19 protein-coding genes and 1 pseudogene are annotated in these 23,978 nt (G+C 35.7%); 4 read left to right on the plus strand and 16 right to left on the minus strand.

The window, feature by feature from the left end:
* Positions 1-71: 71 nt before the first annotated feature.
* The 6 genes from SH603_RS08175 to rfbA all read right to left on the minus strand — a co-directional run bounded on the left by SH603_RS08175 (position 72) and on the right by rfbA (position 5,639).
* Positions 72-995: a KxYKxGKxW signal peptide domain-containing protein gene (locus SH603_RS08175; protein WP_225436865.1), complete on the minus strand. Its 924-nt coding sequence runs from the start codon at positions 993-995 to the stop codon at positions 72-74.
* Positions 996-1,084: 89 nt separating this feature from the next.
* Positions 1,085-2,050, minus strand: a complete 966-nt coding sequence (locus SH603_RS08180) for an IS30 family transposase (protein ID WP_321533810.1) — start codon at positions 2,048-2,050, stop codon at positions 1,085-1,087.
* 92 nt (positions 2,051-2,142) lie between these two features.
* On the minus strand, positions 2,143-2,982 hold the full coding sequence (gene rfbD / locus SH603_RS08185; RefSeq protein ID WP_321533811.1) for a dTDP-4-dehydrorhamnose reductase: 840 nt from the start codon (positions 2,980-2,982) through the stop codon (positions 2,143-2,145).
* A gap of 140 nt (positions 2,983-3,122) precedes the next feature.
* Complete coding sequence (gene rfbB / locus SH603_RS08190; protein ID WP_169471246.1) at positions 3,123-4,163, minus strand: dTDP-glucose 4,6-dehydratase; 1,041 nt, start codon at positions 4,161-4,163, stop codon at positions 3,123-3,125.
* An 11-nt stretch (positions 4,164-4,174) separates the two neighbouring features.
* Positions 4,175-4,756 carry a dTDP-4-dehydrorhamnose 3,5-epimerase gene (gene rfbC, locus SH603_RS08195; protein WP_321533812.1) on the minus strand — a complete coding sequence of 194 codons (582 nt, stop codon included), beginning with the start codon at positions 4,754-4,756 and terminating at the stop codon, positions 4,175-4,177.
* 13 nt (positions 4,757-4,769) lie between these two features.
* The gene (gene rfbA, locus SH603_RS08200) at positions 4,770-5,639 is read right to left on the minus strand and encodes a glucose-1-phosphate thymidylyltransferase RfbA (protein ID WP_169473370.1); all 870 of its coding nucleotides are present in this window, start codon (positions 5,637-5,639) and stop codon (positions 4,770-4,772) included.
* A 239-nt stretch (positions 5,640-5,878) separates the two neighbouring features.
* Here rfbA and SH603_RS08205 point away from each other — a divergent pair, with 239 nt between their 5' ends.
* Positions 5,879-7,165, plus strand: coding sequence for an ISL3 family transposase (locus tag SH603_RS08205; protein WP_321533655.1), 1,287 nt, complete (start codon positions 5,879-5,881; stop codon positions 7,163-7,165).
* Between the two features lie 142 nt (positions 7,166-7,307).
* Here SH603_RS08205 and SH603_RS08210 read toward each other — a convergent pair whose 3' ends face one another.
* The 3 genes from SH603_RS08210 to SH603_RS08220 all read right to left on the minus strand — a co-directional run bounded on the left by SH603_RS08210 (position 7,308) and on the right by SH603_RS08220 (position 11,697).
* On the minus strand, positions 7,308-9,629 hold the full coding sequence (locus SH603_RS08210) for a glycoside hydrolase family 73 protein (protein WP_169473368.1): 2,322 nt from the start codon (positions 9,627-9,629) through the stop codon (positions 7,308-7,310).
* A gap of 296 nt (positions 9,630-9,925) precedes the next feature.
* Positions 9,926-11,056: an IS30 family transposase gene (locus SH603_RS08215; RefSeq protein WP_321533813.1), complete on the minus strand. Its 1,131-nt coding sequence runs from the start codon at positions 11,054-11,056 to the stop codon at positions 9,926-9,928.
* Between the two features lie 146 nt (positions 11,057-11,202).
* Positions 11,203-11,697, minus strand: coding sequence for a hypothetical protein (locus tag SH603_RS08220; protein ID WP_169473366.1), 495 nt, complete (start codon positions 11,695-11,697; stop codon positions 11,203-11,205).
* Between the two features lie 414 nt (positions 11,698-12,111).
* On the opposite strand from SH603_RS08220, the pseudogene SH603_RS08225 reads away from it, so the two are divergent.
* Positions 12,112-12,886, plus strand: a pseudogene (locus SH603_RS08225) (IS30 family transposase).
* Positions 12,887-12,931: 45 nt separating this feature from the next.
* On the opposite strand, the gene SH603_RS08230 reads toward SH603_RS08225, so the two are convergent.
* On the minus strand, positions 12,932-14,656 hold the full coding sequence (locus SH603_RS08230) for a hypothetical protein (RefSeq protein WP_321533814.1): 1,725 nt from the start codon (positions 14,654-14,656) through the stop codon (positions 12,932-12,934).
* Positions 14,657-15,100: 444 nt separating this feature from the next.
* Between SH603_RS08230 and SH603_RS08235 the strand changes: the two genes are divergently transcribed.
* Positions 15,101-16,231, plus strand: coding sequence for an IS30 family transposase (locus SH603_RS08235; RefSeq protein WP_013923736.1), 1,131 nt, complete (start codon positions 15,101-15,103; stop codon positions 16,229-16,231).
* A 127-nt stretch (positions 16,232-16,358) separates the two neighbouring features.
* Here SH603_RS08235 and SH603_RS08240 read toward each other — a convergent pair whose 3' ends face one another.
* From SH603_RS08240 to SH603_RS08250, 3 genes are read right to left on the minus strand one after another with little or no spacing between them, the layout of a single operon-like run.
* Positions 16,359-18,059, minus strand: coding sequence for a 6-pyruvoyl-tetrahydropterin synthase-related protein (locus tag SH603_RS08240; protein ID WP_321533815.1), 1,701 nt, complete (start codon positions 18,057-18,059; stop codon positions 16,359-16,361).
* Between the two features lie 14 nt (positions 18,060-18,073).
* Complete coding sequence (locus SH603_RS08245) at positions 18,074-19,432, minus strand: DUF6056 family protein (protein ID WP_169476655.1); 1,359 nt, start codon at positions 19,430-19,432, stop codon at positions 18,074-18,076.
* A gap of 21 nt (positions 19,433-19,453) precedes the next feature.
* Complete coding sequence (locus SH603_RS08250; RefSeq protein WP_169472999.1) at positions 19,454-20,215, minus strand: glycosyltransferase; 762 nt, start codon at positions 20,213-20,215, stop codon at positions 19,454-19,456.
* A gap of 76 nt (positions 20,216-20,291) precedes the next feature.
* On the opposite strand from SH603_RS08250, the gene SH603_RS08255 reads away from it, so the two are divergent.
* Positions 20,292-21,287, plus strand: a complete 996-nt coding sequence (locus SH603_RS08255) for an IS30 family transposase (protein WP_419182125.1) — start codon at positions 20,292-20,294, stop codon at positions 21,285-21,287.
* Here SH603_RS08255 and SH603_RS08260 read toward each other — a convergent pair.
* From SH603_RS08260 to SH603_RS08270, 3 genes are all read right to left on the minus strand, one after another.
* Positions 21,284-22,081 (minus strand): DUF4422 domain-containing protein, encoded by a 798-nt coding sequence (locus SH603_RS08260; protein ID WP_321533816.1) that lies wholly within the window; start codon positions 22,079-22,081, stop codon positions 21,284-21,286. The two genes, SH603_RS08255 and SH603_RS08260, sit on opposite strands and share 4 nt — an antisense overlap.
* A gap of 73 nt (positions 22,082-22,154) precedes the next feature.
* The gene (locus tag SH603_RS08265; protein ID WP_169477930.1) at positions 22,155-22,790 is read right to left on the minus strand and encodes a YveK family protein; all 636 of its coding nucleotides are present in this window, start codon (positions 22,788-22,790) and stop codon (positions 22,155-22,157) included.
* Between the two features lie 2 nt (positions 22,791-22,792).
* Entirely contained in the window at positions 22,793-23,968 is a 1,176-nt protein-coding gene (locus SH603_RS08270) for a hypothetical protein (RefSeq protein WP_321533817.1), read from the minus strand.
* Between the last annotated feature and the right edge of the window lie 10 nt (positions 23,969-23,978).

Consider the following 23,978-nt stretch of genomic DNA (forward strand, 5'->3'; position numbering starts at 1 on the left):
GGGTGGCTAACTTCATTCTATAATCCACCTACAAAAAAGATTTCCACGACCAGATGAATTATTCATCCAACCTATGAAAATCTTACACTAACGCCTTCACCATTAGCAGCATTACTATAACGACTTATTACTTGTAATTCGTGATTAAAGTCAATCCCAGCTAACGAGAAAGCTGTATTAAACCCTGAAGCTTTAGCATTAATAACCTGTGGATACACTTTAGCAACATCAGGACGTTCTGTAGCTTCAATTTTATTCCGGGCAATTTCGCGTCCCGTTGTTCGATCAAATAAGATGACATAATGATTAGTTTTACCTAAAGCCTGATTTGTCGCATTCCAACCAGAGACTTGAAGCTGATTATTGGCAACACTAAAATTATCGAGATAAGCATAATTTCCCTTATCAAGATTAATTGGTTGCGACCAATTATCAACATGGTTCCCTTCACCATTAGCGGCATCACTATAGCGACTAACAATGTGAATCTGGTCATCAACGCTCTTAACCTTACTCCAGTCCAGATTATTCATCGTTGCTTGGTAACCAGAATCCTTGGCGTTGACCACATCCGGATAAGCCTTGGCAACATCAGGACGCGCCACATTTTCGGTTACCGATGTACGACCTAATTCAGTATTAGTAGTACTATCATAAGCCACTAAATAACGATTATCCTTGCCAGCGGCTTGATTGGTTGCTTGCCAGCCACTAACATGCAAGTCATTATTATTAACAACTTGAGCAGCATCAAGGTAGCCATAGTTTCCGTTATCCTTTGCTTGAGCAGACTTTTCTTGACTAGCAAGCTCTGCATTGACATCCCCAGTAGTAGGATTAGTAGTTTTAACTACCGGTACATTATCAGCCGACGTATCAGCTTTTACATTCGTATTTCCCAATACTAATCCCGCTGAAACTGCCGCAACAGCTAACGCCATTGCGCACCAATTTTTACCATCTTTATATAATTTATAGTGTTTCTTTATTTCCATTGTTATCTCCCTATAAGTTAGAAATATCACTATTAAAGATACCACAAAAATGATTACAAATTTATTAAGACCCGAAATGTCAATTTAAGTTAGAAAGAAAATAGTTGCTCATCAGTGACGTAAGACATGAATACTTCATATGGAGTTCGATAGCCTAGTGATTTACGGGGCAGGTTATTTCGCTTACTCATCAGTTGGGTTACCAATTCATCAGGAAGATTGCGGAAATCTAGCTGTTTCGTTAAGCCATCCCGGCGTAAAAGACCGTTGTTGTTTTCGTTCAGCCCTCGTTGATTGGGAGCACCAACCTCGGCAAAGTAAGTGTGAAGGTCAAATTGATTGGCAATCTCGCGCCAGCCGGCGAATTCTTTTCCGTTGTCAAAGGTAATCGATTTGAAGAAGTGCCGCGGGAATTTCCGAAGCCACTGACTTAAGTGTTGGTTAATCGCATCAGCCGTCTTTTCGTGCACATTGAGTACAATTTCGACCTTCGATTGGCGTTCGGTCAGGGTCATTACCGCCCCTTGGTGCTTTTTGCCTTGGACGGTATCAGCTTCAAGGTGCCCAAATTCAGTGGCATAGTGCGGAAAGTCCTTGGCACGCTCGTGAATACTTCGCCCCAATTGGCCAGCCTTCCCACGGCGCTCGACATAGCCATTCGGGTGCCGCTTACCTCGCATCGGCAAGGAACGGACATCGAAGCCGAACTGGCCACGTTCAAACATCCGGTAAAGAGTTCGCCGGTTACAACTAATTGGGCGCTCAGCGCGCCCAATAATGGTATCAGGCGTCCACCCCTGGGCAATTTTGTCGTTGATATAAGTGAGTTCAGCCAGTGACAACTGAGTACGTTTTCGGCCACAACGTTGCTTATTGCGCATATAGTGATCTTGATAATCAGCAATTGAGGCACCGATTTCCAGGTAACAATAAACGCGATAAACGGTTTCGGCGCAACGTTTGATCATTTGGGCCACTCGGTACGCTTTAAGCTTTTGCACGAAAGAATGGGCGATGATTGTCAGCTCGTTTGTGGTAAGATGGGTGTAAGTCATTTGTGGTTTCCTTTCTTTTGTTTAGGGGTATTCAAAAGTCTACCACAAATGGCTTTTCTATTTTTCTAACTTAATTTTACAAACGGCGAGATTTAAATTATATTCATAAATTTATTAAGGGCCGTTTGCCAATCTATAATCTCAAATCCAGTATCCTCGGCCTTCTTCAAGCTCATAACTGAATGACGAGGGCGGTAAGCTTTGGCCGGATATGCTGAAGAATCAACGGGAGCGACTTCAACATCTTTATCCTTTAAGATCTCGGTAGCGAATTCGTACCAGGAACAACTATTTTCATTAGATAGCTGGTAGGTACCGAATGGCTGATCATGATTGACTAAGTAAGTCATAAATTCTGCTAGGGTTCTAGTCCACGTTGGGCGGCCAAATTGATCGTTAACGACGGTGAGCTGATCATGGTCTTTGGCCAGACGAAGCATCGTGTAGACAAAATTCTTGCCATATTTACCAAAGACCCAGGATGTCCGAATGATGTAGTAATCAGTTAAGATTTCTTGGATTGCTTTTTCACCGGCAAGTTTAGCTTTACCATATTCATTTCGTGGATTAGTGAGCGCATCAACTTCATACTCGCCTTCATTGGTCCCATCAAAGACATAATCGGTACTGATGTAAACCACCTTAGCGCCAACTCTTTTAGCGGCCTTGGCAACATTGCGCGTACCATCTGCGTTTACTTGCCAATTGAGGTCTTTGGCAACATCTTCTGCGTTATCAACGGCAGTATAAGCGGCACAATGATAGATCACTCCTGGCTTAAGGGCACTAATTTTCTCATTTACAACGGCTTGATCAGTTATATCCATTTGTTTAGAATCAAAGGCGTCATATGCAACCCCGCGTTCATCCAATAAATTACGTAATTCGGAGCCAAGTTGACCATTAGCACCAGTAATTAAAATTTTTGTCATTCGTTTTCTCCTTAATTAAAGCTAATTAATGATATAATCAGTTTGACAACAGCTCTCAATATTCTTTCCATGTCATCTATCTGTTGTCCTTAAAATAAAAGTCGTGCATTCCTTAAACTTTGGGAATAGCACGACTCTTTTTATTGACCGTTTTTCGCATATTTTGCTTCAACCGCGGCTTTTTCATCTTTCCACCAATCTTGGTGTTCCGTATACCAATCAATCGTGTGTTGTAAGCCAGTATTAAAGTCAGTAAATTCGGGCTCCCAACCAAGTTCAGTCCGCAGCTTCGTGGCATCAATGGCATAACGCAAATCATGTCCTGGACGATCTTTAACGTGATCATAATCATCTTTAGGTTGGCCCATTAACTCTAAGATCATTTCCAGAACTTCCTTGTTGTTCTTTTCACCATCGGCTCCGATCAGGTAAGTTTCACCGATCTTCCCCTTGGTCAAAATATCCCAAACCGCCCGCGAATGATCATTAGTGTGAATCCAGTCCCGCACATTCTTTCCTGAACCGTAAAGCTTAGGGCGAATCCCGCTCAAGATATTAGTAATCTGGCGTGGAATGAACTTTTCAATGTGTTGGTAAGGGCCATAGTTATTGGAACAATTGGAAATCGTCGCCCGTAAACCAAATGACCGGACCCAGGCCCGTACTAACAAGTCAGAGCTAGCCTTTGACGAAGAGTAAGGACTGGATGGTCGGTATGGTGATTCAGGAGTAAACTTTTCTCCCTTTCCTTCACCATGACCGGGTAAATCTTCCCGTAATGGTAAATCCCCATATACTTCATCCGTTGAAATATGGTGGTAACGGACGTCATATTTCCGACAAGCATTGATCAAAACCGAAGTTCCCACAATATTAGTTTGGATAAATGGGGTGGGATCAATCAGGGAGTTGTCATTATGACTTTCCGCGGCATAATGCACAACTGCATCAGCATTGCTTACTAGCTTATCAACTAAGTCTTTATCACAAATATCCCCAACTACAAGTTCAACTTTATCCTTTGACAAGCCATCAAGATTAGCAGGATTACCAGCATAAGTCAGCTTATCTAAAACCGTAATGTGTTCAACTTCCGGGTGGTGGTTAACAACATAGTGAACAAAGTTGGAGCCAATAAAACCGGCTCCCCCGGTAACAATAATATTCTTAAAATTTTCCATAACGACCTCGCTTAAATTTCACCATAAACAAATGGGTTGTCTTTTTCAAATTCAGTTAAGGTTGGTTGTGCGGCATCCTTTTCGGAAGTAATGGCCTTATCAAATTCAATTGGCCAGTCAATGTTTAATTCCGGCGTCTTAAAGGAAATTCCCCCATCTGCTTCTGCATTGTAATAGTTATCGCACTTGTAAACAAAGTTAACGTTATCAGTTAGAGTCAAGAAGCCATGGGCAAATCCACGTGGGACTAAGAGTTGACGGTGGTTACTTGCGGATAAGATATAACCTTCCCATTGCTTGTATGTTGGTGAACCCTTCCGTAAGTCAACAATCACATCAAGGACGGCACCAGTAACTACCCGGATTAACTTTGTTTGGGCTGCTTTTCCCCGTTGAAAGTGTAATCCGCGCAAAACACCCGCCTGCGTTGAAAGTGATTGGTTGTCCTGAACGAAATCAAAATCAATCCCAGCTGCCTTAAAGTCACGATCAGAGTAAGTTTCTTCAAAGAAACCCCGGTGATCACCAAAGACGGCGGGAGTAATAATTTTGACGTCTTGTAGTTTGGTTGTTTGAACGTTTAATTTTCCCATTATCTGTTCACTCCTAGTCATGTTGTGCTAACCGTAATAAGTATTGACCATAGTCATTTTTCTTTAACGGTTGGGCCAGTTCTACTAATTGGTCCTTATTAATGTAACCCATCCGATAAGCAATTTCTTCTAAGGAAGCCACTTTTAAGTTTTGGCGTTTTTCAATCGTGGCGATGAAGTTAGCTGCTTCAAGCATGGAATCATGGGTACCGGTATCTAACCAGGCATAGCCACGCCCCATTAACTTGACATCGAGTTTGCCTTGACGCAAATATTCCTTATTGACGTCTGTAATCTCAAGTTCGCCCCGCGCTGATGGCTGGATGTTTTTAGCAATATCAACTACTTGATTATCATAGAAGTAAAGACCAGTTACCGCATAATTACTCTTGGGATGAGCCGGCTTTTCTTCAATCGATAAGGCATGCATCTGGTCATCAAAGTCGACCACGCCAAAACGCTCTGGATCATTGACATGGTAGCCAAAGACCGTGGCGCCATCAGTTTTTTGTGCTGCCGATTGAACTAAGTCGGACAAACCAGCCCCATAATAAATGTTGTCCCCTAAAATCAAACAAACACTATCGTCACCAATAAAATCTTCACCGAGAATAAAGGCTTCGGCGAGTCCATTGGGCTTTTCTTGAACTTTATAAGAGAAGTTTAGTCCTAAATTGGTCCCATCCCCTAAAAGTTCTTGAAAAAGGGGCATGTATTCGGGGGTAGAAATCACCAAAATATCCCTAATGCCGGCTAGCATCAAAGTCGATAGCGGATAGTAAATCATCGGTTTATCATAAACCGGAATCAATTGTTTTGAAATACCACGCGTAATTGGATAAAGGCGGGTTCCTGACCCACCAGCTAAAATTATTCCTTTCATAGTGGCCTCCTCATGATTAACAAAAATCCTTTCTTATTTTAACACAAGTAATTGAACAATGTTTTTATATTAAAAATTCGCTCTAAGTTTCTATATAAAATGGCTCTACAATATCTGGTGTTGATATAGAAATATCACTTTCTATACCAATACTAGATTTTTTGTTTTTAAACTAAAAAAGAGGCATGCCCTCTGATACAATGAAATCGCCAAATCACATAGTAAAGAAGGTAACCTCCATGGATAATGATACAAGGACTCTCCTCAATTTAACAGACCCTCATTTAAATTTTCCTCATCATTGGCTTAAATATAAATCAATTAAAAACGTTCGGGTGGCACAAATATCCTGTACCCTTTCTTATATCCCGCGTGCTTGTCCAAATTGTGGCGTTATTAATCGTGGACAAATCTTAAAATATGGTTTTTATCAAGCTAAATACAAATATGGACAATTTAGGGCTCAACCATTAATGTTGCTTGTTAATACTCAACGTTTTCAATGTCCTGACTGCCATACAACATTTAATGCGACTAGTTATCTTTTTGAAAAGCAACGAACAATTAGTCGTGATTTAAGGCGTGAAATTATTCTTCGGTTAACGCGAATTCAAACAATTAAAGATATTGCCCATGATTTGTTTATCAGTGAAGCTTCGGTCCAGCGGGTCCTTTTGGACCTCGCTGATCAATACAAGCCGAATTTAAACTATCTACCGGAAACACTATGTATTGATGAATTTAAATCAATGCGGAGCGCTAAAGGTAAGATGAGTTTCATCGCTGTTGATGGTGATCGGAGTTGCTTATTTGAACTCCTTGAAGATCGGCGATTACGTAGTTTATTTAAGCATTATCAACAGTTTACACGTGCTGCCCGTTGCCGGGTGAAATATCTGGTAATGGATATGAACGCTGCTTATGATCAACTAGTTAAAACCGTTTTTCCTTGTGCTCAAATCATCTATGATCGCTTTCATATTGCCAAACACCTTAATGATACGATGAATCATGTGCGAATTCATGTCTTCAATCGTTTGCGAAAAGGTGATTCTGCGGAGCAGAAACAAGCTCGGCGCCTTAAACGTTATTGGCGGCTATTTCTTCAAGATCGGGAAAATTTAAGTACAAAAGTTTATTACGAAGGACGTTATTTTAATCGCGTTGTTAATTCCATTATGATCTTAGACTTAATGTTAGCGTATGACCAAGAGTTAAGAGCTACCTATAATTTTATTCAATCCTTGAAGCGTGCTTACAATCAACGTGATTTTACAACTTTCTTTCAATTACTTAAACTCCGGCCAGACAGTGTCAGCCATTATACAATCCACCGTTGTCAAGTTTTAGCGCGCTATAAAGAGGGAATTAAGCGTGGCTTTGAGACGAAGTTCTCAAATGGTCGAACCGAAGGGATTAATAATCGAATTAAAACTATCAAACGAGTTGCCTGTGGTTATCGTTACTTTACGGCATTTAAAACGCGGATTTATTTAATTATTGGCCACCAAATTCAAACTAACTAAAAAGAACCGCCACGAATGACGATTCTAACTAGACCAATTTAATTGGCGAAAATTCATATTTGCGTATCAACACTACTTGACGTAGAGCCTATAAAATAAGCAGCACCTACATTTAAAGTACTGCTTAGCTATAAACGATAAATTAATATAGATTTTGTGGTAACTTGATAGCATCAAACCAGAAATCAGTACGATTGCCCTCACCATTGTTTGCATCACTATAGCGAGAAACTACTTGGATCTCATGTCCAATTAAACTACTATCTAATTTAAATGCTGCTTTGAAACCAGATTTAGCAGAGTTATAGATTGACGGATATGCTTTTTGAACATCAGGTCGATCTAAGTTAGTTACTTGTTGACGTGCAATTTCACGGTGAGTTGTAGCATCATAAAGGATAACAAAGTGATTCTTTTGGTTATAACTTTGATCAGCGGCTTGCCATCCAGTTACCATTACTTCACCATTTTTTACAACAAAGCTGTCAAGAAATCCTTGATTGTTGCTTGGGACAGTGGTAGGAGCAAACCATGCATCAGTACGGTTACCTTCACCGTTATTTGCATCACTATAACGGGAAATCACTTGTAACTGATGTCCCGCGTAAGCTGCTCTATTAAAGTCAAAGGTAACATCAAAGCCAGACTTGCCAGCATTAGCAATGTTTGGATATGCTCGTTGAACGTCAGGGCGACTGACATTACTTACTTGTTTACGAGCGATTTCGCGATGAATAGTAGCATCGTAAAGAATTACGAAATGATTTTGCTGTTTAACACTAGCATCAGCAGCTTGCCAACCGCTAACATGAACTTGGTTATTTGAAATCTCAACCTTATCTAAATATGATTGGTTCGCATTAAACGTTTTTGGTGCAAACCAATAATCAACATAATTGCCTTCACCGTTAGCAGCATTACTGTAACGAGAGATTACTTGAATATTGTCACCAATCAACGCCGGACTAATGTTTACTTGAAGGTTAAATCCAGATTTACCAGCATTGTAAACATTGTAGACCTTGGCAACATCATTACGAATTGCGGAATTAACTTCATATCGACCTAACTCCCGGTTTTTAGTGGCATCATAAAGGATAATAAAATGATGATCTTTGCCCGCGGATTGATCGGTTGCATGCCAACCACTAATATTAAGAGTATTAGTAGCAGCATCAATATTGAAATTATCAAGATAACCAGCATTGGTATTAAGATTTACCGAATTAAACCATAAATCGTCTCCACCATTTGGTTCCCCATTAGTATTCTTAGTATAACGAGAAACAACTTGAATTGCCTTGCCTGCAAAATTAGCAGAGTCCGGAACCGTTAAGCTAAAACCACCCCAACCAGAAATCTTGGTATTTGGATAAACATTTTGGACATCTTGACGGTAAGTACCAGGAACTTCTTGACGATATAATTCTTGCTTAGTATTACCATCAAGAAGGATGATAAAGTGATGCATACTTTGATCATAATTATTAGTAGCATGCCAGCCTTCCACTTTAAGGTTGTTTCCTTGAACAGAGACATTATCAATATGACCAGTATTGATGTTGTTATTAAAGGCTTCTTGGTCCCAAGCAGTCAAATTATATTGACGGATTACACGATTAAGCGTATTTGTATATTGTGGATCAGTAGCGTATCCGTCTTGTCGAATTAAGCGAGTAACAGTTTGATAATCTTTTTGACCAATCAAATTACTGTAGCGACTATTTTCTTTTAAGAAACGGCCGTGATCAACAATACTTTCATAATTTGACGGATATGCGCGGAAAGCATCATTAATTTGAACATACCGACCACCATAATACTCATAAGTCGGCATTGTAACTGATTGTCCATTGTAAGAACCCTTGATTCCAAACAAGTTATGACCTTGAGTAGTTAAAGCAGATTGACCCCAACCACTTTCAATAATAGCTTGAGCACCAGTCAATGATGGCAAAACTCCAAATTGCTTCCAGCCATCAACGGCTCCTTGGTGAATACTTTCTAAAAATTGTACATTACGAGCAGAAAGCCCATTAGTGTTAATGTTACCAGTCCCGCTAACAGTCGTTGAAGCAGTTCCATTTTCTGGATCAGCTTGGGTATTACTTATTTGGTCGGTCGATACATTAGGCTGGGTGTCAACTGCTGGTGCATTAGCAATATTTTGTGCATTCTCGGCGCTAATATCAACAGCTCCTTTATTAGGATCTGTATTAGCAGTCTGCTCAGCGGCACGAGTCTGAACAGCTTGGGCAGTCATCAAAGCAACATTAGCATTTTGATAATTACTACTTTGTTGATTGTCACTGGTTTGTGTAGTAGTGATCGCTGTATTAGCAGTGGCATTGGTATCATCAGCTTGAGCATTTCCCTGGAAGAAAACTAATGATGCTCCAAACGTAAAGATTACTGGTAATACAACACGAAACTGATTGTTTTTTGAGTTACTATCACTTGCCATAATTTAAGATATACCTTTCCCTTTTAATTAATCGTTTCTTAGTTTACCACTCTTAAATTACAAAAAGATTACAAGTAAGTTTTAAGTGGGTTACTTGTAACCTTTTGCCATAATATATAAATTATCTCTAAAATTAGCCTATAATTATAAAATATATCAAAATCAATTATTAGATAATTTTAGCTTTCGGATCGGTTTTGCTTATTTAAAGGTTGTTTTTTATTAATTTTTTAATATGATTTGCTTTTTGTAATATTTTTATATCCTAAATTTCAAGAATAAGTTAGCCACTGGACTCAAATAAATAATACTGACCAATTGATTATTGGTTGATGGAGCTGTGATATCTCTTGGTAGAAGGCCTTACGATAGATATCCATTGACGAATGTCCATTAAACATAGCTCGTGGATAGTGATTCATCCAATCATTAGTCGCTATGATCTGAGCACTACTATAGTTATTTATAGCTTCACCTTTGGTAATCTCCTTGCGGAGAAACCGGTTATTGATCTCATTGGATCCACGTTCCCAAGGGGAATACGGATCAGCATAGAAAACATGATCGTGAACTTGTGTTAACTCACTAAATTCTGAACCGTTGTCAGAGGTTATTGTCTTAAAGATGTGATAGTAAGCATCTGTGCCCATTTTCTGGCGTAAATTTATAAAGAACTGATTTACTGCATGCGCAGTTTTACCAGCAATTTTACTCGTGATATTAACTCGTGAAAGGCGATCAGTCATTACTAGTACAACACTGTCATTACCGTTTTTCTGTCCCTGAACTGTATCTAGTTCCCAATGGCCAATTTCGGACCGTTGGTCCGCAGTTTGAGGTCGTTGAGCAATATTAGGCCCTAAGCACCTTTTAGCTTGCGGATGAGTTCGATGATGCTTACGTTTAGGTTTTTCAAAGAGGTCTAAATTGGACGTACGAAGCACACCCTCATTAATCCATTGATATAAAGTTACAACCGACTTTGGGATCAGGGTGCCATCATTCATTAAATCTCGAGCCTTATAAATAACCGCTTGTGGGGAGTAATGGTGGTCGTCAAACTCACCAAGCATTAGCTGATCAGCTAATCGTAAAAATTGCTTTGAAGAATAATATAAGCGACAACGACCAGAATGGCGGTGATGTTCAAGATATGTGGCCTGACCAGCTTCATAACTATAGATGTAGTAAGAATATTCGTAAATCTTACCATTAGATTTTTGACGACGAAGTTGGCGGACCGTACCACGGTTGAGCTCGTTATTAATTGTTTGATGATTAACTCCTAATTGGCGACCAATTGCGCGATTGGAAAGTCCTTGCGACTTTAAAGTCGCAATCATCACACGTTCTTCTTTAGTAAGATGAGCATTCTTTTTATGAGTAGTCAATAAACTAGTAGACATGGTATCATTTAAGTGCGTCATTTGACGGACATCCTTTCATATAGGTTTGGTTCACTTAATATGATACCTGATGTCACGCCGAATGGCGTTTTTTATTTACCACCAACTGGGTGGCTAACTTCATTCTATAATCCACCAATATTTTTATATTATCTATTTCCCCTAAATTAGAATAATTTTTTCCCTTTATAACTATAAAAGCGTTTATAATTAGCAGACAGTAAATATTTACTACTAATTATCACGAAAGTTTTAATAGACTGCTTGCGTACACCATTACGAACATCCAAATAGCTTGTCTTCGATATCATAAATTTGTCTTGCTTTTCAGATTCTTTTTTTATGTAACTTTCTGCTTGCAAGATTACTGCAAATATTTCTACTTTCATTGTCTTATCCACAATAACAAAATAGAATACAAAAATTTCCTTTTTGCTGTCACTAGACAAAGATGGTATTTTAACTTGAATATTACTTAAAGTAATAGACTTTCCATCATTATTAATTACCCCATCGTTATTAATAACATTATTGAATTCCGGTTCCTTTTTACCTTTTTTGTAAACAGCAATATATACACTATCGATCATACCATGCTCAATAGTTAGACCTCCAGCTATTTCAAAGTTAAATTGATAATATTCCTTTGAGTTCTGATCCACAGGCAGTTCGTCTTTACTCTTATTTTTTATACTGAATATAGAGAAATCATTAATTGTTACTATTAAGGGAGCAGTTAATTCACTGATGTTATTAGCAATCTCACTTATCTTTTTAGACTTCTTAGCAAGATTATTAGCCTCACCACTTATCTCATTGCTTTTTTAGAAAGAGTATAGCTAGAAAAGCCAAAAATTATTGTAAAAAAGCCAAAGATAATTGTCGAAGCTATATTTATAATATCCTTATATTTCAAGAGATCATCCAAAAAGCTTACCAAATATCTTCTCTCCTTATACTTGATATATATTCTAATACAGAATATTAATTAATGTTATTTTCTTTTATTACGCCGTTTGTAAAATTAAGCTAGAAAAGGAACAAGCCATTTGTGATAGACTTTTGAATAACCACAAATGACCTATAAACATCTCACCACACGTGAATTAACCCTCATAGCTGATTTTGGAAACCAGAGAACGAAGACTAATCAAGTTGCTAAATTTCTTAAGCAAAGCCAAGAAATTATTTATCGCTTCCTCAAAGCGGTAAGACAGTTGAACAGTATCTCCAATCTTACCAACGTAATAAACGGCGTTGTGGATGTAGAAAAACTCAACTTCCTAAAGCCGAGATTAGCTACATCAACGAACAAATTAAAGCTGGTCACCTCAGTCTCAGTATCTATCAATGATATAGTAATTTCCCTCATTACCAGTACGAGTTTGGTCACTTTGAAGCTGATACTGTTCAAGGGAAAAGCCATCGTGGTGCGGTGATGATCCTCGTGAAACGCCAGTCCATTATCCTTAACGTTCACCGTAAAACTGATAAAGCTGTCAACCATCGCCTAGATAAGTGGCTTTCTAAAATGCCTCGCCATTTTGTTAAGCCAATCACTTTTGATAATGGGAAGGAATTTGCTAGATGGTGTGATATCGCTAATAAGCATGATACCCACACTTACTTTGCGAAGATTGGTGCACCGAACCAACGAGGCTTGAATGAAAACAACAATGGTCTTTTATGTCATGACGGTCTCAGTAAACGCTTTGACTTCCGATATCTACCTGTGATGCATTGTTAATACTTCGCAGAAATAATATTCCACAAAAGTCGCTTAATTACCGCACACTACTCGAAGTATTTCTAAGTCATGTCACAGATGAACAATTTTCAAGTTTTTTCTAATTTAAATTGACATTTCGGTTTTCTAAAGCTCTAGATAAGCTTATTTTAGAATTTTGTTTTTTTGAGAGACCCCAACCACTTTTTATTCCTGACAAAGGAAATGACACCGATAATCCAAGTTAACATACTAGTTACTACAGAAAATTTATCTAAATTTGACATTTGATATTTGACTTTAATTAAATTACTATTATTAGTTTTCCTTACAACAATTTGTCTGTAACTATTAACTTTATACAACAATTCCTGGTCATTTTTATTATAGACTTTCAAATTTCTATAGGCGAAAATTGGTAGCGTTATATTCCTAGAATTTTTAAATTTACTATTATTAAATTCGATTTCATTGGGTTTAACAATAGTCTTTTTTAAAGTAAACTTTTCCCCGTTAATACTAGCATTCTTTGATATTATTTCAGGAAGTTTTTTAGTACCATCTATAGGAGCATAGTCCCCTAAGTGATATAAAGCTGGTTCTACTTTTTTTCCAGAATCAGTATAATTAACTCCTCTTGGGGTAAATGTAGCCAAAGCAAATTTTTCATTATTATTTACTGGATTTTTAAAATTGGTTATTCCAGCATACCATGGCGCTATAGTTATTATAGATAGTACAAGTATGACAATTATTCTTTTATAGTACGAAGTAGCAATGATACTTATTAAAATATAACATTCATGTCCTGCAACTAGGCTTAATAAGTACGATGATATCGTTAAAAATCTCCAAGGAAATTGGATAATGCTCAATGGCGTTTTTTCAATCAAGTTCCAAGGTAATAGTGACGTCGATACAAGCAAGAATACTATCCCCAACAAATAAATTATTTTATAATTTTTATTCCAATCTTTATACTGTTCAATTCCTATAATTATTGCTAAAAATAAAATTATACCAATATTATAAGTATTACCTGCATCACCACGAGTTAAATTATTATTTAGCGATTCAATAATAACCTTACTTGGCAAAAGCGCTTGTGCAACCATATCCATTTTATCGGGTTGTGATATTTTTTGATATGTCTCTTGTTCTAAGAAAGGAATCCAAAAAATTGCTGAACTTAAAATAGAAATTAATATAGCCTTCCCAAGATCTATAACACGGTTTCTTCTTTTTATTTTTTTATAAGTTATGAAAATAATAAAAAGAAGAAACAAAAAAATAGCATAAAGTACTACACTAAGAAGATGTGATAGAAGAACAAATGACATACCAAATCCAAGAAACGGCCAATCTTTACTATTTCCTAATACAATTGCATACAACCCATACACACATAATGGCAAAAATGTTAATGCTATAAACTCCCCTAATGCAAACCTGGCATAAATATCTATTGTTCTGTAAGAGCAAAACGTATAGATTATTGCAGTCATAAAGGATTGTAAATTATTATTTGAAAACTTCTTTGTTGTCCAGTAAGTAAATGTCAACGTTAAAAATGTATAGAATGCTATTCCAATATATATTGCAATAACACTATTTTTTACAAGCAAACCAAAAAATATAAATGGTAATAACGTTACCCAAGGATAAAACAAATTTAAAGGGTAACCAATACTATGGAAAGTATAAGTGTATATACCAATAAATAGATTTCCATTTTTAAAATTAGTTACCATCTCCAAAATTCTATGAAGTTGAAATATTAAATCATCACCATAAAATATTATATTTGTTTTAACTAATGGTAAGACAAATATCACTGACAAAAAGCAAAATAATATTAATAATATGAATTTCTTAACGATTATATTATTTTTCACTGTATTCCTCCTAAGCTACACTCTAATTTGTTTACTACTAACTTTCAAAGCTAATAATTTAATTCCAATCCAAAAAAATGTCTAATAATACATAACTGAAAGTATAAAGGTACCCATTAATATGAGTATCCCAGACCCACAAAAAATCTATAGTATTTATATACAAATAGCGGTATTGTTTCTCTTCCAAAAAATGCTAGGTAATTGCCCAATTTTATACTGCTTATACCTTCTGAGAAATAAATTATGCAATAAGAAGCAGAAATTATAAAAATCATAGAGAAAATAAAATTAGGAAATACTCTCATTGCCATATCTATATAAATCTGGTGGATTATAGAATGAAGTTAGCCACCCAGTTGGTGGTAAATAAAAAACGCCATTCGGCGTGACATCAGGTATCATATTAAGTGAACCAAACCTATATGAAAGGATGTCCGTCAAATGACGCACTTAAATGATACCATGTCTACTAGTTTATTGACTACTCATAAAAAGAATGCTCATCTTACTAAAGAAGAACGTGTGATGATTGCGACTTTAAAGTCGCAAGGACTTTCCAATCGCGCAATTGGTCGCCAATTAGGAGTTAATCATCAAACAATTAATAACGAGCTCAACCGTGGTACGGTCCGCCAACTTCGTCGTCAAAAATCTAATGGTAAAATTTACGAATATTCTTACTACATCTATAGTTATGAAGCTGGTCAGGCCACATATCTTGAACATCACCGCCATTCTGGTCGTCGTCGCTTATATTATTCTTCAAAGCAATTTTTACGATTAGCTGATCAGCTAATGCTTGGTGAGTTTGACGACCACCATTACTCCCCACAAGCGGTTATTTATAAGGCTCGAGATTTAATGAATGATGGCACCCTGATCCCAAAGTCGGTTGTAACTTTATATCAATGGATTAATGAGGGTGTGCTTCGTACGTCCAATTTAGACCTCTTTGAAAAACCTAAACGTAAGCATCATCGAACTCATCCGCAAGCTAAAAGGTGCTTAGGGCCTAATATTGCTCAACGACCTCAAACTGCGGACCAACGGTCCGAAATTGGCCATTGGGAACTAGATACAGTTCAGGGACAGAAAAACGGTAATGACAGTGTTGTACTAGTAATGACTGATCGCCTTTCACGAGTTAATATCACGAGTAAAATTGCTGGTAAAACTGCGCATGCAGTAAATCAGTTCTTTATAAATTTACGCCAGAAAATGGGCACAGATGCTTACTATCGCATCTTTAAGACAATAACCTCTGACAACGGTTCAGAATTTAGTGAGTTAACACAAGTTCACGATCATGTTTTCTATGCTGATCCGTATTCCCCTTGGGAACGTGGATCCAATGAGATCAATAACCGGTTTCTCCGCAAGGAGATTACCAAAGGTGAAGCTATAAATAACTATAGTAGTGCTCAGATCATAGCGACTAATGATTGGATGAATCACTATCCACGAGCTATGTTTAATGGACATTCGTCAATGGATATCTATCGTAAGGCCTTCTACCAAGAGATATCACAGCTCCATCAACCAATAATCAATTGGTCAGTATTATTTATTTGAGTCCAGTGGCTAACTTATTCTTGAAATTTAGGCCTTTTAAATTTTTATACCTATGCTATAAAAATAGTAACATTTACATAGCATTATCTTTATAAGGTGAATTAATACTATGTATAGCAATTCACACCTAAATTCTTTTCTTTACATAATGAAGTAGATACACTAATATAATCCCAGCCCATCCGATAAATGCTATTAATTTAAAAATTGACAGTAAAATAATTGGTTTATATGAAACTATAATCTTATAACTGCCCTTGTTAAGTTTTAGTAAAACAGTGCCTCGATCTGACACTTTATAATTACTGACTTTATTATTAAGCTTTACATTTGTATGTTTATAAGCCAAAACGGGTAAATCTACTTTACTATTTTCTTTCAAGCTTATATTGTATATAAGTTTGTTAGCACTGCTTTTTTGAATCACTTTCGTCTCTTTGTTATTAATAAATGTAACTCTATTAAATATTGACTTCCAATTTTTAAATGCAGCTACTGGCATATAATCAGTTTCCCCATATAATGCACCATATGAAAATTGTCTATTATATGAAGTGTTTGTAAGAATAATCGGTGTATCAGTCGAGTCTCTCAAGGTTTTATATTTTCCATGACGACTATTTGCTAGTACTGCCACGCTATTGTCAGTGTTTTTATTTCTCGCAATATCTGAATAAATACTACCCGCATATAACAAAATAAAAAACAATAAAATAACACTAGTAATAACATTAGTGCTAATAGTAGAATAGTTAAGCTTTAAAAGTGCTTTTGATAATACAATTGCTAAAAAAGCAATCGCATAGCTAGTATAACGATATGGGAATTGAATAATGGATAGTGGAGTCTTAGCAAAGTATTGCCAAGGAAAAGCCGTTGTGATCATTAAGGTGATAACCACACCTATAATATAAGCCCATATATACTTTGAATTTTTATCTATAAATATCCATCCAAATACCAAAGCTATCAAAAGTAGAAGACCGATTCCTCCGCGATTAAGCGCATCATTAGAAATAGCCGATACAATGAAATCTCCTGCTGACTGCATCAGCATAAATCCAGAGGATGGTCTCATTAAATTACTATGCAGGTAATCAGTAAACAATGGAATAAATTGCCATGCAGAAAGCAAAATAAAAAGTATTACTACTTTTATTAAATTAATAAGTTTACGCCATTCCACTTTTTGTTTTTGAATGACATAGCAAATTAACATAATAAAGCAAACCTCAACTGAAATGAAAACACTAACATAATGACTATAAGCCATTAATGTCATTCCAACAGCTAACGTTATCCATTTATTACGATAAAGTACATTCCACATACCAAGTAATATTAACGGAATAAATGTATATGCTTGCGCTTCTCCTAACACATAATTGCTTAAAGTAAGATAAAGATGATACGGAGCTATTACGTAGATAATTGCGAAAAAGAGAGATTGCCGAATATCTCCATTGGTAAAAGACCTCATGCAATAAAAAGCGATTAACCCTGTAGCTAAGAATAAAAGCCACACATATACCAAATATGCTGTAACAGGAGCAAAAATAAATTTTAATAACGCCCATGGATATAAAAAGACAGATGGATAAAACAAAAAATTAGCATTCCCCACTTTACTAAAAGTATCTGTTGCAAGATACGTGAATAAGTGTCCGCTTTGTAAGTTTAAATAAATTTGTTGAACCCTTGCCGAATGAAAACTCCAGTCAGAATGAACGCCTATTTGTCCTACCCATAAAAAGGGTAGGATCATTAATACTGTAAAAGTAACTATCGTAATAATCGCTATAATATTTTTTAACCTTTTATTTTTCATAATAATCCTTTTTACTACCAGATATTTGTCCACAATGGCAAATACTTCTGTAATTCTATGCCCTTAATCTGCAAAATAAAAATTGACATATTAACAATTGCAAATATTGATAATACAAATAATATTTTTCTATTCTTGCTTAATATCTTTTTTATTAAAGGAATGCACATTATTAAAAATGCGAAGCCTAACACTGCAAAAGTTCTTGTTGCGGAAACGTAACTTGTAGGAGAAAATCCAAGTGCTACTCGCGCTAAAAATGCCCCTCCTAATAGAACTATCATTTCAATATATATAAAGCTATTTTGCCCATAATAATATGTAAAGACAAGCAAGATAATATAGCAACAATATAACAGAAACTGAACAATTGAAGTAATGGTCATATGGTTAAGTAATCCCAATTTAGGGAAGGTAAACAAAACTCGAAAATGTCCTGTTAAAATAAACATATCAAACAAAATATTAACAGTAACTAAAAGAATTAAATTAATTCCAGATGCCAGCATATATTTTTTTGATGTAATTAAAATATGTGTCCAAAATATTAATAAGGTTAACAGCATCACTAATAATGAATTACTAAATAAAATATGTTCTCCTGTTGTCATAAAGCCAATATCCAACTTATTAATCATATTTAGTTTAGAAAATTCTGGAAACCATTTTGCGGTTTCTAATTGACTCCGCACTCTATTTCCTGGGCATAAAATAAAGTATATAAAGTTAAATAATATAAATATTAATTGTAAACAATTATACTTATAATGGGGGTTAATACTATGTTTTATCGCTCGTATCATAATATTAGTAATATAAATAATGAGCAAAACAATCATAATTTGCTCATTATTAGCGGCATATATAACTGCTAAACTCGCTAATATATATTGATATCCCTTCATCCGCTGATCCACAAATAAAGGTGTAACTGCATAAATTGCTGCTATTATTGGCCACAAGTAAGTTGTTGTAGTAGCAATCCACCCTGCTGTACTAAAATATGGAAATGGAATAAGCAATATCAATAAGCATAAACAAATATCTATATATATGCTCTTCTCATTATTAAAAATTTTAGACAAACTTCCTAATAAGACATAAAATAGCAAGGCAGTAATAAATGAAAAATATATTATATTATGAGTCGAGAAAAGATACATAAAGAAGTTAATAATTGTTCGAGAAGACCAATTACCATATTGACCTACTACATAATCAAAACTTTTCTGAACCGTATTAAACATTTCTCGATGTTGAAGGTTATAAACATCATCACCAATAAGTGGTACTTTATAGAAAAGAAGAAACATTAAAGCAGACACTATTACAAAAAAGAGTGTCCTATATTTGAAATAATTTTTACTTACCATAATTTTTCCTTAATCAATAGCTTATTTATGTCCATCTAAATATCGATGTACTTGTCGTTTAGCATAACGATACCATGGAGTTGTATATTTTGTTATTCCTTTAGTATCCCATTTCGTTACGGTAGTATTTATATACGGAAAATAATTCCCATATTCTTTTACCATTTGTTTTCCAATCCGTACATAATTTCTATCTTCTGAGCCACCTGTTGATTTGTGCCAAATCCTTGCTGGAACAACATAATTTTTCTTTCCATCAATGATTGCACGTAAACACTGTTCAACAGCATAGAAATGCCAGCCTGGACAATCAGTAAAAGGAATATGCTCCCAATAAGTTTTTTTCATTACAAAAAAGCTTTCATCTACAGTTTGAACTTCTGTAGTTTTACTAATACTTGTACCTACAGATTCTTTATTTTCACCTTGAACAATTGCAGTAACAATAAAGCTCCTATTTCTATATAACTTCCATGGACTTCCTGCTATTCCCGCTACTCCAAAGTCACCTATATCTTTAATTTTGTTTAAAGTATCCCGTAATGAATATTCATCAAGAAAGCGGATATCTGGATGAAGAAAAACTAAATACTTGCCAGTTGCTTTAGCTGCAGCTTCATTATATGCCGTACGAGCTGAATTAAATTGATTCTGATCATTATTTATTTTTATTAATTCATAATCAACATTCTTTTGTTGTAATAATCCCTTCCTAAACTCCTGATATACATCTTCATGGTTAGAAATCGTTATCAAAGAATATTCATAGTTATAATTACCCATTAGGATTATCCTTTCTTTACGCCGTTTGTAAAATTAAGTTAGAAAAATAGAAAAGCCATTTGTGGTAGACTTTTAAATACCCCTAAACAAAAGAAAGAAAACCACAAATGACTTCACCCATCTTACCACAAACGAGCTGACAATCATCGCCCATTCTTTCGTGCAAAAGCTTAAAGCGTACCGAGTGGCCCAAATGATCAACCGTTGCGCCGAAACCGTTTATCGCGTTTATCGTTACCTGGAAACCGGTGCCTCAATTGCTGATTATCAAGATCACTATATGCGCAATAAGCAACGTTGTGGCCGAAAACGTACTCAGTTGTCACTGGCTGAACTCACTTATATCAACGACAAAATTGCCCAGGGGTGGACGCCTGATACCATTATTGGGCGCGCTGAGCGCCCAATTAGTTGTAACCGGCGAACTCTTTACCGGATGTTTGAACGTGGCCAGTTCGGCTTCGATGTCCGTTCCTTGCCGATGCGAGGTAAGCGGCACCCGAATGGCTATGTCGAGCGCCGTGGGAAGGCTGGCCAATTGGGGCGAAGTATTCACGAGCGTGCCAAGGACTTTCCGCACTATGCCACTGAATTTGGGCACCTTGAAGCTGATACCGTCCAAGGCAAAAAGCACCAAGGGGCGGTAATGACCCTGACCGAACGCCAATCGAAGGTCGAAATTGTACTCAATGTGCACGAAAAGACGGCTAATGCGATTAACCAACACTTAAGTCAGTGGCTTCGGAAATTCCCGCGGCACTTCTTCAAATCGATTACCTTTGACAACGGAAAAGAATTCGCCGGCTGGCGCGAGATTGCCAATCAATTTGACCTTCACACTTACTTTGCCGAGGTTGGTGCTCCCAATCAACGAGGGCTGAACGAAAACAACAACGGTCTTTTACGCCGGGATGGCTTAACGAAACAGCTAGATTTCCGCAATCTTCCTGATGAATTGGTAACCCAACTGATGAGTAAGCGAAATAACCTGCCCCGTAAATCACTAGGCTATCGAACTCCATATGAAGTATTCATGTCTTACGTCACTGATGAGCAACTATTTTCTTTCTAACTTAAATTGACATTTCGGGTTATAAGATTATGTTTTAACAGCCTTGCTGCATCAATACGCGCCATTGAATCAGAATTATATTCAACTAATTGTTTAATCTTGGGTTGACGATGATCTAGCCAAACATTAAGTAACCGTTCTCCCAAAAATCCATATAATCTTTGTTGGTATTGATCATAAGAAGATATATCAACTTGTTTCTCTGCTTGAAATAAAATTTCAAATAACCATTCACAATATTTATCCATTTCTTCTCTTCTCGTATAGAACATATTATAGAATGAGGCTTGATTATTATGTTTCATAACCTTATCAAACGAGCTAATATATTCTGGAAAAGTCTCTTTTATTATATTACGTGTTATTTCTAAATCCTTAATATGGTGAAAGTGATCGAATTGCTCCCATAGACTTCCTACTCCCCCAATTTGAGGAGTAGCAACTATCCAATCAGTCCCATCCTTAAGCCAAGTATCTAGTTGACTAACAGAAACAGGTTGAGAATGTCCTTTTATAATAGTTGTTAAATATAAAATATTAAAAGAAGTATATTTAGAAAAATAACGCCGGTAATGTGCTAATCCAATGTTCTTATCTTTAGTGTTTTTCCACATCCAATATAAACCGGTTAATTCACAAAAACTATAATTTTTATTTGAAATATTGTCACCAGTGTTATCTGTAATAAAACTGTCAGGATTTTGATTTTTATTTGCTCCTACTAGTAGTGGGGTATATCCAATTGGCAAACTTTGGTAATTAAAATGCTTATGAGTTATTACATAAAATGTCATTTATTGCTCCTTTAATTCTATAAACCTTTCACCTAATTCTTAAATAAAAAAGGATACTATATAGTATCCTTTTTTATTTAAGATACCTCTTCCATGTTACAACAGTAAAAGAAACAACAAGTCCCACTAATGCTCCTAAAGCTAGTCCCACAGTTATATACTTCTTTTTATTTGGAGTAGTATTTACTTCTACATCATCAGAAGTAGCGCGTGAAAGCAATCGAACATTTCCTGCTCCGGGTTGTACTTTCGGGAGTTCTTTTTGAAAACCTCTAGCGACTGCATTTGCTATTGCAACTGAATCACTCGCATCACCAGTTCGAACTTTAATCTTCATTACTAATGATTGAGGATGCGTAATTGCGTTAACATCTTCTTTAATCATATCTGCAGAATATTTGTGCTGTAACTTTTTTGGCAAGTATTTTCGAGCACTGATAGCAACTTGCTTATCTTGAGCAACATCACTATAAGTATCCATCATATTTAAATCAGTAATAACAATTGGCTGTTGATTATTCCCTTGGTTTAACTCATTCTCACTAATTCGATGTGATATCACTACTGATCTTTCAGCAGTATAAGAAGTACTTTGCTTATATTTTGCTAGCACCCCCATTCCAATTCCACCAATTATTGCTAAAACTATTGTTATGATTAATCCTTTCCAAAAACTAGGACCTAACTCTTTTAATTTATATTCTTTCAAAATTAATCCTCCAATTTATGATAATAAGCATTACTTGCTAATAATGCTATTAGAAATGGATTATAGGATATATCCAAAATATGCTGTTCAATAATAAAACTAACAGTTAATAATAGCATTATTCCTGCCAAGCAATATCCTTGTATGCTTACGGATCTCATCCCAATCAAAGTCATTACAATAATAACAAACAATAACATTATGAGTCCATATATTATTGCTAATCTAATAAATGAAGAATCAATATAAAAATATCCCCCACTCATTCCACTTTGATAAAATTGCTTGAAACCTTGAGCGCCACCAAATCCATGTTCAATTACGCGTTTACCAAATAATGATATACTATATTTTTCAAAAGCTAAATGTGAAATCTCTAATCGTTTAGAAACTACATTATTAACAATTTGAAATAATCGATTATTAGCAGAATAAAAAATTGCAGAGATTACAGTAATGTATGATAAGATGGGCGCAACAATCCAATAAAATGATGCTATATCTCGACTAATACCTCTAGCTTCATAAGCTTTTTTTGCAATTGCCATAACTGGGATTGTTAATAAACTAACAATAACGTCCAATCTCGCCTGTGTTAAAGAGTACATAATCATACTTATAATAATAATGCCAATATATGATCGCCATGTAATCTTTTTAAAATATAGATAAAAATATGCAAGAATTAACGAAAATATATGTGCAGCAAAATCAGTGGGGTAGTTTATTCCCATAGAATGACGTAAAAACTTTTCCCGTACATAAACTGAATCTTTTATAATTCCTAACTGGGAATAAATAACAGTTAGAAATAACATAATTAATCCAGTTTTAAAAAAATAATTAATGATAATATGAAAATTAATTCCTTTAGCTCCTAATATAAATAATGTATAAATTAAAATATCTACTGCTTGCGAGTTACGCCAACTAAGAAACGCTAAAAATATTATTAACAAATATCCTAGCTTCTTTTTTAAACTAAGACCATCCAAGATATAGATTTTTAAAAGCAACAAAATTATCGCTAAGTAAGATAACCTATTTAACAAATTTATGGAAATTGTTGGTGTAAATGTTGTGAAGCGAAGAAAAGAAATTACATAATAATACAAAAAAGTAAAATAATAAATTCTCTTTCCTGAAATTGTCATATTTTCTAGCTTTTTTATCGCCATACTTTACATT

Origin of the sequence: Limosilactobacillus reuteri (genome assembly GCF_034259105.1) — a bacterium.
Lineage (GTDB): Bacteria > Bacillota > Bacilli > Lactobacillales > Lactobacillaceae > Limosilactobacillus > Limosilactobacillus reuteri_G.

Bases quoted from the DNA above. Each gene is read 5' to 3' on its own strand.
- SH603_RS08175 (WP_225436865.1), bottom strand. From the start codon at position 995: ATGGAAATAAAGAAACACTATAAATTATATAAAGATGGTAAAAATTGG.
- SH603_RS08180 (WP_321533810.1), bottom strand. From the start codon at position 2,050: ATGACTTACACCCATCTTACCACAAACGAGCTGACAATCATCGCCCAT.
- rfbD (WP_321533811.1), bottom strand. From the start codon at position 2,982: ATGACAAAAATTTTAATTACTGGTGCTAATGGTCAACTTGGCTCCGAA.
- rfbB (WP_169471246.1), bottom strand. From the start codon at position 4,163: ATGGAAAATTTTAAGAATATTATTGTTACCGGGGGAGCCGGTTTTATT.
- rfbC (WP_321533812.1), bottom strand. From the start codon at position 4,756: ATGGGAAAATTAAACGTTCAAACAACCAAACTACAAGACGTCAAAATT.
- rfbA (WP_169473370.1), bottom strand. From the start codon at position 5,639: ATGAAAGGAATAATTTTAGCTGGTGGGTCAGGAACCCGCCTTTATCCA.
- SH603_RS08205 (WP_321533655.1), top strand. From the start codon at position 5,879: ATGGATAATGATACAAGGACTCTCCTCAATTTAACAGACCCTCATTTA.
- SH603_RS08210 (WP_169473368.1), bottom strand. From the start codon at position 9,629: ATGGCAAGTGATAGTAACTCAAAAAACAATCAGTTTCGTGTTGTATTA.
- SH603_RS08215 (WP_321533813.1), bottom strand. From the start codon at position 11,056: ATGACGCACTTAAATGATACCATGTCTACTAGTTTATTGACTACTCAT.
- SH603_RS08235 (WP_013923736.1), top strand. From the start codon at position 15,101: ATGACGCACTTAAATGATACCATGTCTACTAGTTTATTGACTACTCAT.
- SH603_RS08240 (WP_321533815.1), bottom strand. From the start codon at position 18,059: ATGAAAAATAAAAGGTTAAAAAATATTATAGCGATTATTACGATAGTT.
- SH603_RS08245 (WP_169476655.1), bottom strand. From the start codon at position 19,432: ATGGTAAGTAAAAATTATTTCAAATATAGGACACTCTTTTTTGTAATA.
- SH603_RS08250 (WP_169472999.1), bottom strand. From the start codon at position 20,215: ATGGGTAATTATAACTATGAATATTCTTTGATAACGATTTCTAACCAT.
- SH603_RS08260 (WP_321533816.1), bottom strand. From the start codon at position 22,081: ATGACATTTTATGTAATAACTCATAAGCATTTTAATTACCAAAGTTTG.
- SH603_RS08270 (WP_321533817.1), bottom strand. From the start codon at position 23,968: ATGGCGATAAAAAAGCTAGAAAATATGACAATTTCAGGAAAGAGAATT.